This is a genomic window from Tenacibaculum aquaeponti (assembly GCF_057221555.1).
Window position 1 is genome coordinate 1,844,799 of the sequence record NZ_CM170147.1, and the last position, 13,432, is coordinate 1,858,230.

Sequence of the window (13,432 nt, forward strand, 5' to 3'; positions counted from 1 at the left end):
TTAGTTGGAATAGTTATTTTTATCGCAGGCGTTATAAGCCGCTTTTTCAATATTTCTTAATTGTTTTGTTCTATGTGCCTCATATCCATCAGTAACTTCGATGATATGAGCTGCTTCACTAATAGCATTCTCTATAAAATCAAATTCATCTTGCACTCTCTGAGCCGCATAAGTTTCACCTTCAACTTTTATTGCATTAACTTCATGCTCATACGATTTTTGTTCACGCTCAATTCCTGATCGAATTCTAGCATCTTCCATACTTTTAGCTTCTATCTTTTTCTGTTTATCAAAATGAGGTTGATGTTCAGCTCTTAAATAACTGACATAGGCAATAGTGCCATAAAATCCTAAATTGGCTAGTGTAAGGATAAATGAAGAATCAGAGATAAATCGGATATACGCTATAATTCCTAAAAACAGAATTCCCAAAACAAAAGCTATGATTGCTGCCTTTAACAAACGATTTTGCAAAGCTTCGCCTGCATAATGTGCTGAAAACATCATAGCCAATGACAAGGCTATTGATAATGGAAGCAAAAAGATATTAGAAATATTTTCACCTCCAAGGTGCTGAAGCCCGAAAAAATTCAAGATGAGTTCAACAAATCCCAGTGTCCCTACAAATAGTATGTACCAGTTTATTTTAAGCATTGTACCAGCTCTTTTTTGGCGCTTCGCCTTTGCATTTTTCGAATAAATAGTCATGTGTTTCGTGTTTTAATTGGTTTAACTGTTCTAAAATCAAATGTCTTTTTGCTTTTTGCGCCTCGACATATTCTGTGAGCTTATTTCTTTTTTCTTGAAGTGCCCCTGAATGTTTTTGTAAGTGTTCTTCCTTATATTTTTGTTTAAGGGCTTCTTTATCAAAATTGGCTAGCCTGTGTTTAAATTTGGATTGCCCTTGCGCTACAACCAGTCGAACTGTACCTAGATCAGCTTGAATCTGGTGTAAGGCTTTCTCACAAAGATTGGTAATGTCTTGTTTGACCACTTCCACAGGAAAACGTCTTACACCCTTAATTGTTAAGGGAAGTTTACTCTCTACTTGACGAACAAGTTTATCGTGCTTTGTTACGTTCAAATCATTGTCTCGGTGAAATGGTTTCATCTCTATGCCTAAACTATTTGACGAGGTTTTCTTTTTTTCGGAAACACTACTTACTGGTATGATCAGCGATGGATTCCTTTTCTTTTTTTTGAAAATCATAATGATGTGATTTTGTTTTAATTAATTATTTTTAACCGTGATTAATTAGGTTACTGATGCAAATTTCGAGGTAATTGATAGACAGATATTTGCAGAGTTTTTGCATTTTATTTGCAAAGTCTTTGCAAAATGGTATTGCATCTAAAAACCTCTTAAAAAAAACCAGCTATTAGATGGATCAACTAGATGTTTTTTGGAAAAATATTGCTGAGGACCTAGCGCAACAATTTAGAAGGGGAAACCCTAGCTCTTGGTCTAGAAGCATAAGTGAAGAATTTGTAAGCGATCTTGAAGCTACATTATTGAATAAAGTAAAAAACGATTATTACTTAGGAAATATTTTGCGCGCAAAACGGACTAAAGAGAATCGATTATATATAGGCTCTATAAGTGCCGCTACAGTTGAAAATATATTTAAATATAGGAGATCGAAAGGGAACAAACACACTAAGAATTGTTTTGCAATCTATCTGGGTTACAACTCCGCTAAGGATTATATAGATAGAAAGATTTATGGAATTCAACCTGAAATTACTCAAGACTTATCCCAAGAAACTCATAAAGAACTACTAACTGAAACAACCCCAAGAACAATTATAAAAACGGAACTGGAAAAATGGAAAAAACAAGTCCTTGAAGACCCGAAATGGAATCCTGTTCAATTACTTCTACACGCTCAACTATCTAGTGATGAATTGTATCAGCCTATCCATTTATCCCCCTTAAACATTAGGGAAAGAATGGCATCCCAGACTAGTGAAATGAGAGAATTTGAGATTTCAAAAGGTTTACATGAGAAATCATTCAATTCAATTTCAATTCAATCTCTTTTTGCAGATACATCCCAATGGTCAGTCCTTATTGGGGTGCCTGGGAGCGGAAAGACGTGCAGCTTAAAATGGCTATTAAAACAAGTTTGTTTTGGACATATTACGGATTACGACTTTGCTCTTTATTTCTCTTTACATGATCTAGAGAAATTTTTTAATCATCATCCAACACATTCTTTTTATACTTATTTCTTTCAAGCATATCTAAATTACAATTTAGACACGGCAATATACAAAGGGCTTCTACTTGAAGATATTGTAATCAAAAAAGAGCTAAATCCTATATTTTTGTTTGATGGGCTGGATGAGGTTTCACCTAAACAAAGAAAATCTATTATCAACCAGATTAGGAGTAAGCTGTCAAATAAAAAAGTAATCATCACTTCTAGGTCCAGTGGACTCAGTAAAATATCCCGTTTAGGGACAGTATCTTTTTATGATATTATTCCTTTAGCTCCCTCCTCAATGAAGCATTTAGTAGCTCAGTACTGTAGTTTAAACCCTGGCAAACTGCATCAAAGTGAGATACTTAGAGTATTATTCATTAATAGAACAATTAGGCAATTGGCAACGACACCTTTTATGTTAATCATACTGTGTGAGGTAATTAACTATCTAATTTCCAAAGAAAAATCAGTTGAAATTACAGAACTTACAAAAGCAAAAGTATTTTTCTATTTAGTAAAGCTAATTCAGTTGGATTACAACGAAAATCACGATGATGTATTAGAAGAAGAACATCTAGAAATCATTACGCATTTTGCAGAGATACTTTCATTTTCATCTGAGCAAAAATTAATTAAAGGAGTCTTACCTAAAAATGATTTTGTAAAAAAAGTATTAAAACAATCTAGGTTTTTAAATGAAATTGGAACGAGCCCAGGAGTATTTGAATTTACACACTTAAATTTACAAGAATATTTTACAGCTCTTAGTATTAATAATAAAGGTATTACTTGGGTTAAACGATTTATGCAAGAAAGAGCTTTTGACTTTGAATGGCTAGAGGTGACTTGTCTTTTAGCGGGATGTTCAATGAATACTGACACAGAAGATGTAATAAATAAAGAGCTTAAAGAACACTTAAAATGGATTAAACGTGAACGAACTGGAAATGGATGGTATATCTTAGCGAAGATACAAGTTTCTAAAGGAGCCTCTTTAAGAGATACAAATGATATAGGGATTAACATTTATGAAATATTAATAAACTATGCGTTAAATGGTCATCCCAGGTACCAAGACATCCTTTCCCTATTATTAGAGTCAGAAAATGAATATCTTATTAAAGATTTGTCAAATCGAATCCCTTCAATTAAATGGAGTAATTTACGTTACTCCGTACCTCAATTATGGGCGTCTGATTTTTATACTCGTCTAACTAGTCCTACTTGGAGTAAGAAAGAAGTTAGTTTTCACACTATGAGTAAACAGGATAGGTTGAGATTCTTAAAAATAATAGACAATTGGGATAATGAAAATGAACTTAATGTAATAAGTGCCATGTGTAATATTGCCTCTTTACGAGATGACCGATTTATTGAGACAATCATTCCTTTTTTAAATCGCTCTATTTTTGCTAGTACCGCTACATTTGCTCTTACAACTATTGGCAGTCCTAAAGTTCTTTGCGTTCTGGCAAATCATCTCATTAATGGATGTGAAGATTCTATTATAGCTCCCGAACATTTTTCACGTATAATTAATACGGCTAATCGTATTGATATTAAAACAAAAAAGATGCTTTGTGATTGGTTATTAAAACAAAAGCCACCTTATCCAAATCAGTTTAGATTAGTGATTTACCTTCTAAAAGGATTCTCTATCGAGAAAAATGTTGAGTCAAAGCTTGAACAAATAGTAACAACAGATACTCATGATAGCAAATTAAAAACAGCTATAGTTTCAATTTGTTCTTCCTTTAAAGATGCCAAGAGTATTGGAAAGTTATTCAACTGGGCAGTTCAGAATATTCAGACTAAAGCTGCTGCTATAATCCTTAAGTCAATTTCATATATCCCTATGACGAGTATACATTTGATAAAAAAAATTCAAAATTATAAAGGCGATATTGGCTATCAAATGACACCACATATATATATGTTACTCTATAGATCGTATAAGCATTTTTCTACTATAAATGAATTCTTATTTGTACCTCAATTACTAGAAGAAGCGTTTACAAAATCATCTGAAGAATTTGATAGAACTGAATTTTCATTTCTATTTTGGTCACATCTCAAAGAATACAATACTGGTGATTTTGTAGAGTTAGCCTGGTCTATTATAATTGATGAGCAAGCCTCTTACTTGGATAAGAGTAATTCCATCGAGTACCTTCTCCATTTGAATCATGTACCCAATGATTATTATATTAGCTGGCTAAAAGGATGTCTAATTGATTGTATAAGAGCAATAGTAGAGAGTAAAAAGTTTGATGATGCATGGGCTAATAGTTTTGTAAGTTTACTTATCAAATACTTACTTTTGACAACATCCATAAGTGGACAAGAATTAATTAAATTCATTGAACAAAGTTTTTGCCACAATAATGTAGTAAATTATTTTATCTCTGTTGTTATAAGGACAGCGACTATTAAAGGGGAGTTTATTATGAGTGATTGAGGTTAATAACTTATCTATGGAGGCCCAAAATCAGCCGAAACCCAATTTTTATAGGCAGTTAGTGTTTCTTTGAATTCATCTGAGAAAACACTTTCATCCTGATTAATTTTATAGTAATCACTATTGATAGCGTTCCTTATGCTAAATTCTTCTCTCTTTTGTTTATAGTCTAGATATCTTAATACTTTTTCATGATCCGTTAATGTTGGTTCTGGACGTTTAGCAATTTCATTGTTAATAAACTGTTTGAAAGCCTCAAAATCTTCTACTCCTAATTCGGTCTCACCACATTCATATAAAACTGTAGTTTTATGACTAAGCATACTTAGCTCAACATCCCATTTAAAATTTATTAGTTGAAGTTTTAAATCTCTCAGGGTTTCTCCATTTATTCCAGAATATGCACCATCCTTTTTTAAATCTTCTATCAATTCTTTATTACTATTAGCTATGTATGCTTTGCGACGTTTACGATGAAACACATGCGTTTTCAAACTTGCAACATGATGAAAATAATTTCTAAGATCCTGTGATAATAATAGCGGCATTAACCTCTCCCTATGCTTATGGTAATGAACAATACTCCATTTTAAGTATTATGTCAATTATTTGCATTGATAAATTTTAAAACTTAAGTCTGTCTATGTAATCCGCCCAATCTTGCATCATTAGGGTTCTTTTTTCTAAAAACTGCGCCCTGTTATAGGTAGCTCCCAATGAGCCTTTGGGTTTATGAGCCAATTGTCGATCTACAACAGAAAAATCATATTCTAACTGTTCTTGAATCAATGTTTCTGCCATAGCTCTAAATCCATGTCCTGTATGACGTCCCTGAAAACCTAGCAATCTAATAGCATTTGAAAACGTATCTCTACTCATAGGTCTTTTTGGGTCACGCTGATTGATAAACAAATGCTCTCTATTTCCATTGAGTTCTTTTAACTCATGTAAAATTCGTATTGCTTGTTTTGACAATGGTACAATATGTTCTTCTCCCATTTTCATTCTCTCTGGTGGAATAACCCATTTATTCTCATTTAAATTAAATTCTTCCCATTTCGCTTCTGCCATTTCAACGGGACGAACAAACGTAAGCATCAGCATTTCAAGAGCAAGTCTTGTTTGTTTATGTAATCGTGCATCATTACGCTGAAACGCATCTAAAAAATCTTTTACATCTTCTGGCTTAATCAATGCAGGTTGATGCTTGATTTTATGTTTTACCAGTGCATCTTTAATATCAACGGTATAATCTCGTTCTACCAGTCCACATGCCAATGCATACCTCAAAATTTGTGAACAATGTTGTTTTGCTCTTTTTGAAATCTCAAACGTCCCTCTTTGCTCAATCTTTTTTATCATAGAAAGAATATCTTGAGAGCTTAGTTCTCTTATTGGGATATTTCCCAAAGACGGTAAAATATATTTTTCAATTCTGCTTTTTTTTGTTTCATAAGTTTGGTGCTTAACTTCCTGCTTATGCTTTGCCAACCATTGATAAGTTATCATTGAAAATGTTTGCCCCTTTTCTTGAAGCTCTTTTTGCTTCTTGTTCTTGTTATATGCAATAGGGTCTATACCTTCTGTAACCATTTTATGTAGAGATTGATGGATATTTCGGGCTTCTGCTAAAGAATATTCAGGGTACATTCCAATACTATACAGCTTTTCTTTTCTTTCTATTCGGTATTTATAACGCCAAAGCTTTGAGCCATTTGGCTTGATAAGCATAAATAAACCCCTGCCATCGGCTTTTTTATACTCTCGATTTTTAGGTTTTAACTTTTTGCATTGTAGGTCAGTTAGTTGCATTGGGGGTATCATCCTTTCTCTAAATTGATTCAGTACCCCCAGAAATACCCCCATATAGGATAGATTTCTGTAAATCCTCATGGACTTACTCGGAAGAATAATTCTCCTGAAAAGCTTATTTAGTATGGGGTTTGGGGAGTTTTTTAGATTTCTTTGGAAGAGTAAGTGGTGATCGCGCAGGAACACGAATGAACGCATTAACCGTTTGAATCAAAACACTTTTGGTAAACCTAAAAAATCTGATACCCCCTAAAATACCCCCACAAACAATTGCTATAACATTCAGGGTTATTCCTGTTGGTACATCATTTAGTATACCAGAATCCCTTGTCAAATTGAATAACTCACTCTTTTTTCTTCAATCCAGTTTTCTATATCCTGTTCAATCCATCCTACACTTCTTCTTCCGAGTTTAATCGGTTCAGGAAATATTCCTTCTTTTTTGTAGGCGTATATGGTTGATCTAGACAATCCTGTTTTTTGAATAACCTCTGGTAATTTCAAGATACGATTTGGCATGTTTACCTCTCTTTGTTGATGGGCTTTATAGATTGTTATTTATGGTGCAAATAAAACTCATGAAGCGTCACATATTCAGGGGATTGATCTCCCCTGACGTGATGTCTGTCCTAAAAATTAATTTCTCTATCAATTGATGAGATGCGCAAAATTGGTTCATAAAAAGTTGTTATTTTTGTTTGGATAACCTCAAAACTTACAGCCATTTATGAAATTAAGAATTGCTTTTCTGCTTTTATTTTTTAGTATTGCTGTTTACGCGCAAAAAGATTCAAAAACTAAGAATATAGGTGTCGAAGATTTACCATTAATAGCAAAAGGTACAGCAGGGCAAGCAGTGGATATTTCAGCTCTATTTCCAGTAATTGTTCTTCATATCTCAGGAGGTAAAGATCCTAAATATTCCGCCACAGACTATGCAAAAATGTTTCACTTAATGTTTAAAGATAAAAAGTACACTCAATATCCAACAGAAATCTATGTGCGTTATGAGGAAAGTGGTAAGGATAGAAAAACATCCGTTAGAGCACTTATTTCTCGAAGAAATTTTGACAAAAATGGAGGCGAATACGAAAATGGAGATGGTGTTTTTACACCTGCTGAATTAGTAAATTATATTCCTGTAATAACTGAGCGGTTTGCAAAATTAAATAGTAAAGATTTTAAAACCAACAAAACGGAAGGTATCTCATTTATAAGAAAAGGAAAATCTTCTGATGCTCACCTTCTTTCAGCAAAAATAAATGCAATTGTAATACATGTATCAGGCGGACAGGATAAAAAATATTCAGCTGAAGATTATGCTAAAATGTTTCGTATAATGTTTAAAGATAAAAAGCGCACACAATATCCAACAGATATTTACGTGTATTATGAAGAAAGTTCCTCAAACAGAAGAACTCTAATATCTGCATACTTACAGGGAAAATATTATGACAAAAGTGGTGGTGAATATGAAGGTGGTGATGGCGTTTTTTCACCAAAACAATTACTAGATCACATTCCTATTCTTACAAAACGGTTTGCTAATGGTACAGCTATGAGAAAAGAGTAAGCTGTTTGTCTTCGTTAATATTTGACTTTTTCAATTTTGGAGCCTCACTCCATATATAAGATTGCTCTTTTTCAACGGGAATAATTCCCAATCCATTCATATTGATTTGCCAACTGCCATACCATTCCATAGTAAGACTATTCATCCACGCCACTTCTCCCTTTAGTCCATTTAAAAAGAAATTAAGCGTTGCCATTTTTGCACAGGTTTGGTCGTTATCTGCACCAAAGAACTCATTTTTGTGATTAATTTTAGCCGCTGCAAGTGGCATGCGTCCAGAGCCACATGCAGGGTCTAAAATTCGTTTTCCTTCTTCTTCTAAATTAGGAACTGTCATTTGAGCCATCATTTCACAAACATGAGTAGGTGTAAAAAACTGTCCGTTTTGTCCTTTGGTAATGCTTTGTGTAAAATATTCACCCAAAATATCCGAATATGGATTATCAAACACATTTAGTTGTAAAGCTCCTAAAGATTTAGCGAGTTCGTTTAATTCTTCTTTTGTATAGGACTTGATAGTCTCCATATATAAAGCTTCATTATCTTCATCTTTCTGTATCAATCGGCTTTGTATGTTTGTGCTATGGAATGAACAAATACCCATAGTTAATAGATCATTGAATACTTTTGAAATTCCGTGTTTTCGTCCGATTTGTTCAATAGGTTTTGCAAAGTCGTTAAAATAGTTTACCAATGGTCTTCCTCCATAAATAAGCTATGCAAGGGAGATATTCCCTTGCATAGTTAAGCTCTTTAATTGTCGTAAGTAATTTCAAAAGCGCGTGTAACAATGCGCCCGTCAACATCTGGCAAAACAGGAATTACACTATCCGACCAAGAAATATAGTTAGTTCCATTTTCATTAGCCTTTTGCCATCCAACAGCCAGTTCTATATTCTTGGTTTCACGAACCTGCTGTCCATTCCTTGCTGTTTTGTAATACGCTTTTTCTTGTACCAATCTCCAGTTAGGTTTGTTTTCATTGTTTGTGGTTTCAGTTTTGTTTTCCATTTTCAGTTCCTTTCATAAAATGGTTTTGTGGTTCTTTGAAGCACACCACCAAAGCGTTAGCGTGGTGGGTCGCTTCCATAGAACCAATGGGTTGCTAAAAGGGGGTGTACGAAGGCTTGGCCTTAAAAAACGAGGGGTATCTCCTAAGTTTTTTTAATAAGATGAAATCGAATTAGAAAAACTTGGGGAAACGGTTTTTAAGCTCGTGAGCAAAGCGAAGCCTTAGCCAAGTGAGGGGGAACGCCTAAATTAATTAGTGAACTCGCCACTAGGGCTAATCTGTGAGTTTTATCAGATAAAACCCTGTTCATTCATAGAACCATAAGCACTATCAGTCACAATAATATGGTCATCTAATGGCAAGTCCAATATCTCACCTGCTTTTTTAATTTTCTCGGTAAGTGCTATATCTTGTCTGCTAGGTTTTGTATTACCACTTGGATGATTATGAGCAATAATTATGCGGTTTGCTCGTCGTAATAAAGCTGTTGCAAACAAAATTTTAAGATCAACAAGAGTACCACTCATACCGCCTTTTGAAATCGTGGCAATAGACATTACCCGTAGGTTTCTATCAAGAGCCATTAATTTGAATTCTTCCACCAAATTAATGGTGTCATCATCCCAATCTTCTCTAAAGATTTTGTAGGCATCCCTATTACATGCAACTTTTGGTCTATCTGAAGCTTTGATCTTATTTCTGTAAACAAGTTTCACATGCTCAATATTGCTTTTTCTTTTAGTCATGCTGAGAACCTCCATCAAAAATCTTTAAATCATTTGCCATTTGATGGGCTGTTTGCTCAAAGGCAAACCAAGATAATGATGTTTTTAAATCATAGGTGATCTTTACGGGCGTACCCGTTTGCTTTTGGATATCCATTCGCAGTGCTTCAATTTCATCATAGTAATGATTAAAAAACCGATGCGTTTGGTCATAGTGATTCAGCGTGCTTATCATTCCAGAGGTACAGCTACGTTTTTCTAAGTTTATAAAAAAACCTTTTATATTCCTCCAACTAAGTGCTTCTTTAGCCACAAAAGCTTTGATGCTGTCAGGCTCATTGTGAATAATGCAATTCAAGCTTTTTCGTAAAAGTGTTTCGTTCATATAGATTCCTTTTTTGTTGTTAATCAGGCAGGCGGTTACATCATCTAAGTGATTAGATGCGTACCAATTGAAATACGGTTTATTAAAAAGAACTGACCAGAGTTATCAGCCAGTCATAGGCAGGTTTAAGAAAATTGCTGAATGGTCTGAGAGGCAATTGTTACCATATCAATACCTGCCAGCTTCTTTTTTTTGATTAGGCATTTAAAAATTCTCTTTGAATAATGGGACAATGCTTGAGATTGATTCATTATTTTGACACCTGATAAATCCTGAACAGCATAAAAGACCCTTGCTGCTTCTGAACAAATTGAAAAATGAGACTGCTCATTGTCTTCAAGATGTACGATATGCTTGATTTTTAACAAATCCCCTGGACTACTTAATAATTCAGATACAATTTGATTTCTGATTTCACTATAAAAAATATGGTTTTCCATGTTCTTTCCTTTCTTAAATACTATTTTTCAACAAGGGCTTAGCTCGGAAAAATTAAAAAAATCATTAACAAAGGTTGCAGGTGTATGTACCTGACATATTCCATTCAGATATGAGTTATTTTCTTAATTATTTTTTCTTTTTTTGGGTTTAAGAGCTGTTTGTAAGACAGGGCTATGATTGCCGCAGCGGTGGAAGAGGCAAGACTTGGGCGGTTATTTTTTTCAAGAAAAAATGTTCGGCAACCCGAAGGGCGAGGTCTTTCATGAGCGCAAAGGCTGAAAGGCTATATTTGCACTGGTTTACAAACTGCTATTTTACTCATTTGCTTCGGCTAGCTTTTATTTGGTTTGTCATTCCATAAAGCCAATATTTGATGAACCATGGTAGCTTTCATTTTAAGGCTAGTACACTCGATTACCGATTTGATTTGAGATGAGGTAATGCCCGCTTTTTTCGCCTCTGTATTCCCTCTAAGAATCTTATGCACACCAATGCCAGTGCGTTCAATTTCATTTTTTACATGAGCGGACATTTCAGGAATAATTTTGATGTAGTAATTATCGGGTAATGTTTTCCAAGTATTTAAGAGCGTTTCTACATGCTCTTTCAAAGCACTTTTAGCGCGTCCTTTTACCCAATTAGTAACATTAGAAATGCCTATGTAATTAAGCCCATACAAATTCATAAAGCGATAAATACCTAATCCAGTACGTTCTATATGGTGTTCGATTTCTTCAATAATGTCTGGTGTAATTTGGGTATATCCGTTGCGGCAACCTCTTTTAAGGTTACCGCTTTTATCGGGTAATTGTGCATAGAGTTTGTAAATTGTATCTAGCTTATCCTTAGCAATGCTTTTTTGATGTCCACAATAAAGCTTATAGATAAATTGGAAATTGCCATCATAATTAGACGCTGTGGAAAGTGTGCGGGGACTTATACCTGTGCGACTAGCTTCGAGTTTTATATGTTGCACCATGTCTTCCGTTACAGGAATATATGTTGATTTTAATGATGCTTGGCTTTTGCCTTTTTTACAGTCCTTGTCGGTTTGTAAAATAGTTTCCTCATTTACAATCCTATCAGGTCTTTGAGCGTAAAGTGAAAGGATAATATCAATTTCTTTTTCAAACCATTTATTGATTTTATTGTTTACAACAAGTCGAACATTGACAGGGTTGATATCGACTTCGGGATGTATCTTTAGAAGTCTAGAAATGGTTAATCCAGTACGTTTTATTTCGTCTTTAATTTTATCTCGTTTCGCACTTGGAATTTCAGTCTTTTCTTTGCTCTGTCTTCGGGTATGTGTTTTTTTCTCTGCTTTACAAGCTGCATAAAGATAATTGATATGGCTAGGGTCTACCAATCCGTCATACTCACCTTTGATAAGGGCCGTAAATAAATCATCATCCAATCCCTCTAGAATATCAGTTCTATCTTTTAGAAACCTGTGAGGCGGTATCTTTGTGGCTGCTACACGAAGCCTTAAATCTCTTGCCAATACTTTTGTCCAACGCACAATACCTGCCCTCGCATCAATGAAATCTCACGGTCATAATTATAAAACAAGAAACCTTAATCCTTCTTTAATCTTTTTTATTTAGAGTGTTCCTTCCTTGGGATAAGTCTCTTTATTCCATTTTCAAAAAAATACTGCTTTCAAGTGACTGCGTTCTTTAGGCTATCTAAGTATAAATCGAAATTAAAACAAAAATCATACGGACTGAAAAGGTTAGTGAGCACTTAAATTGGATAAATAGATAAAATTTTAGGGGTATTTATCTAAAATTAGTTTCCATAATTAACCGTCACTTTATCTTTTTCTGTCAAAATATTACGTGACTATGGGGAAATGAGGGAAAACCAATGTCTGAGGATAACAAACACAAACAGGATAATGCGACAGTTGAGGCGGTAGCTGAAAATGAACTACTGCTTGCTATAAAATCTGGTAATCGTGTGGATATTGCCAATACATACATATCCGACATAATTCAAGAAAAAGATCTTAAGAATAAAAAATCAGACGATATTACTAAAACACTTAATTTGATGCAGCAACTGCAAAACTTTGAGGACAGCATTAAGGACTTACTTGATAAGTTAAAAGAAACGCGCATTCAGATGGAAAAAGCTGCTGAGCGCATTAAAAACCTTAATCACCTTAAAGGTGATTTTGATCTTCAAGAGTTTCAATTACTCATGAAAACCGAATATAACAAGGACGTTTCTCACCTAAATGAAAAAGAAGCCAAAGATGTATTGAACACGCAGTTAAGTAAGGAAAAAAGCGATTTTGACAGACTCAAAGACAAGTACAATCACATCAATAAAAACTTAAACGATAAACTCAATGATCCTTTGATGGATAAGCTTGATCCTAAAGTAAGGGAAGAATTGGAAGCCGAGTATAAAGCGGAAGCACTTAAAAAAATTAAAGACCTCACAGCCCAAGCGAAACATGATGGCATTAATACTGAGAAAGCTCTGGTTGATGTACGCATTGATAATAAAGGAAGCTCATCTCTTTTAAACGAAGCTAGAGCGGATATTAGAGAAGATGAACTGGATAACTACGCCCATACAAATAATCTTACATCAAATGACGATCCGTTTGCTTCCTTTAATAATGAAAGTACCACTTCATTTGCAAGTACTGTATCTGATGATCCTTTTTCTGAAAAAGCCAGTAGTATAAAAGACCCGTTTAATGAGGTGGCTAACGGCATGAATATCCAGCCAAAACAAAATATTGCACTAAACACCCAACCACAAGAACCGGTTATCAAATCAGATATTGGTTTGGGATAAGTTGA

14 protein-coding genes are annotated in these 13,432 nt (G+C 34.3%); 3 read left to right on the forward strand and 11 right to left on the reverse strand.

Features of this window, described 5'->3' with window-relative positions:
* Both AC2TEO_RS08115 and AC2TEO_RS08120 read right to left on the reverse strand, forming a co-directional pair.
* On the reverse strand, positions 1-708 hold the full coding sequence (locus AC2TEO_RS08115) for a hypothetical protein (RefSeq protein WP_442267622.1): 708 nt from the start codon (positions 706-708) through the stop codon (positions 1-3).
* Positions 647-1,210 carry a hypothetical protein gene (locus tag AC2TEO_RS08120; protein ID WP_442267623.1) on the reverse strand — a complete coding sequence of 188 codons (564 nt, stop codon included), beginning with the start codon at positions 1,208-1,210 and terminating at the stop codon, positions 647-649. Before AC2TEO_RS08120 ends, AC2TEO_RS08115 begins: the two co-directional genes overlap by 62 nt.
* A gap of 173 nt (positions 1,211-1,383) precedes the next feature.
* Here AC2TEO_RS08120 and AC2TEO_RS08125 point away from each other — a divergent pair, with 173 nt between their 5' ends.
* Positions 1,384-4,665, forward strand: a complete 3,282-nt coding sequence (locus AC2TEO_RS08125) for an NACHT domain-containing protein (RefSeq protein WP_442267624.1) — start codon at positions 1,384-1,386, stop codon at positions 4,663-4,665.
* 14 nt (positions 4,666-4,679) lie between these two features.
* Here AC2TEO_RS08125 and AC2TEO_RS08130 read toward each other — a convergent pair whose 3' ends face one another.
* The 3 genes from AC2TEO_RS08130 to AC2TEO_RS08140 all read right to left on the reverse strand — a co-directional run bounded on the left by AC2TEO_RS08130 (position 4,680) and on the right by AC2TEO_RS08140 (position 6,996).
* The gene (locus tag AC2TEO_RS08130) at positions 4,680-5,159 is read right to left on the reverse strand and encodes a hypothetical protein (RefSeq protein WP_442267625.1); all 480 of its coding nucleotides are present in this window, start codon (positions 5,157-5,159) and stop codon (positions 4,680-4,682) included.
* Between the two features lie 130 nt (positions 5,160-5,289).
* The gene (locus AC2TEO_RS08135; protein ID WP_484730887.1) at positions 5,290-6,477 is read right to left on the reverse strand and encodes a tyrosine-type recombinase/integrase; all 1,188 of its coding nucleotides are present in this window, start codon (positions 6,475-6,477) and stop codon (positions 5,290-5,292) included.
* 330 nt (positions 6,478-6,807) lie between these two features.
* Entirely contained in the window at positions 6,808-6,996 is a 189-nt protein-coding gene (locus tag AC2TEO_RS08140) for a helix-turn-helix transcriptional regulator (RefSeq protein ID WP_442267627.1), read from the reverse strand.
* 208 nt (positions 6,997-7,204) lie between these two features.
* On the opposite strand from AC2TEO_RS08140, the gene AC2TEO_RS08145 reads away from it, so the two are divergent.
* Complete coding sequence (locus tag AC2TEO_RS08145; protein ID WP_442267628.1) at positions 7,205-8,050, forward strand: hypothetical protein; 846 nt, start codon at positions 7,205-7,207, stop codon at positions 8,048-8,050.
* Here the strand turns inward: AC2TEO_RS08145 and AC2TEO_RS08150 are convergent.
* The 6 genes from AC2TEO_RS08150 to AC2TEO_RS08175 form a co-directional block, all read right to left on the reverse strand.
* Complete coding sequence (locus AC2TEO_RS08150) at positions 8,034-8,612, reverse strand: N-6 DNA methylase (protein ID WP_442267629.1); 579 nt, start codon at positions 8,610-8,612, stop codon at positions 8,034-8,036. The two genes, AC2TEO_RS08145 and AC2TEO_RS08150, sit on opposite strands and share 17 nt — an antisense overlap.
* Before the next feature lie 191 nt (positions 8,613-8,803).
* Positions 8,804-9,061 (reverse strand): hypothetical protein, encoded by a 258-nt coding sequence (locus AC2TEO_RS08155; RefSeq protein ID WP_442267630.1) that lies wholly within the window; start codon positions 9,059-9,061, stop codon positions 8,804-8,806.
* Positions 9,062-9,352: 291 nt separating this feature from the next.
* The gene (locus AC2TEO_RS08160; RefSeq protein WP_442267631.1) at positions 9,353-9,808 is read right to left on the reverse strand and encodes a JAB domain-containing protein; all 456 of its coding nucleotides are present in this window, start codon (positions 9,806-9,808) and stop codon (positions 9,353-9,355) included.
* Complete coding sequence (locus tag AC2TEO_RS08165) at positions 9,801-10,172, reverse strand: DUF7222 domain-containing protein (RefSeq protein WP_442267632.1); 372 nt, start codon at positions 10,170-10,172, stop codon at positions 9,801-9,803. The genes AC2TEO_RS08160 and AC2TEO_RS08165 overlap by 8 nt, the downstream gene beginning before the upstream one ends.
* Before the next feature lie 125 nt (positions 10,173-10,297).
* Entirely contained in the window at positions 10,298-10,612 is a 315-nt protein-coding gene (locus AC2TEO_RS08170; RefSeq protein ID WP_442267633.1) for a hypothetical protein, read from the reverse strand.
* Between the two features lie 332 nt (positions 10,613-10,944).
* On the reverse strand, positions 10,945-12,117 hold the full coding sequence (locus AC2TEO_RS08175) for a hypothetical protein (RefSeq protein WP_442267634.1): 1,173 nt from the start codon (positions 12,115-12,117) through the stop codon (positions 10,945-10,947).
* 365 nt (positions 12,118-12,482) lie between these two features.
* Between AC2TEO_RS08175 and AC2TEO_RS08180 the strand changes: the two genes are divergently transcribed.
* Entirely contained in the window at positions 12,483-13,427 is a 945-nt protein-coding gene (locus AC2TEO_RS08180) for a BAR domain-containing protein (protein ID WP_442267635.1), read from the forward strand.
* The last annotated feature ends 5 nt before the right edge of the window (positions 13,428-13,432 follow it).

Coding starts and splice junctions, on each gene's coding strand:
- AC2TEO_RS08115 (WP_442267622.1), bottom strand. CDS start 708: ATGACTATTTATTCGAAAAATGCAAAGGCGAAGCGCCAAAAAAGAGCT.
- AC2TEO_RS08120 (WP_442267623.1), bottom strand. CDS start 1,210: ATGATTTTCAAAAAAAAGAAAAGGAATCCATCGCTGATCATACCAGTA.
- AC2TEO_RS08125 (WP_442267624.1), top strand. CDS start 1,384: ATGGATCAACTAGATGTTTTTTGGAAAAATATTGCTGAGGACCTAGCG.
- AC2TEO_RS08135 (WP_484730887.1), bottom strand. CDS start 6,477: ATGCAACTAACTGACCTACAATGCAAAAAGTTAAAACCTAAAAATCGA.
- AC2TEO_RS08140 (WP_442267627.1), bottom strand. CDS start 6,996: ATGCCAAATCGTATCTTGAAATTACCAGAGGTTATTCAAAAAACAGGA.
- AC2TEO_RS08145 (WP_442267628.1), top strand. CDS start 7,205: ATGAAATTAAGAATTGCTTTTCTGCTTTTATTTTTTAGTATTGCTGTT.
- AC2TEO_RS08155 (WP_442267630.1), bottom strand. CDS start 9,061: ATGGAAAACAAAACTGAAACCACAAACAATGAAAACAAACCTAACTGG.
- AC2TEO_RS08160 (WP_442267631.1), bottom strand. CDS start 9,808: ATGACTAAAAGAAAAAGCAATATTGAGCATGTGAAACTTGTTTACAGA.
- AC2TEO_RS08165 (WP_442267632.1), bottom strand. CDS start 10,172: ATGAACGAAACACTTTTACGAAAAAGCTTGAATTGCATTATTCACAAT.
- AC2TEO_RS08170 (WP_442267633.1), bottom strand. CDS start 10,612: ATGGAAAACCATATTTTTTATAGTGAAATCAGAAATCAAATTGTATCT.
- AC2TEO_RS08180 (WP_442267635.1), top strand. CDS start 12,483: ATGTCTGAGGATAACAAACACAAACAGGATAATGCGACAGTTGAGGCG.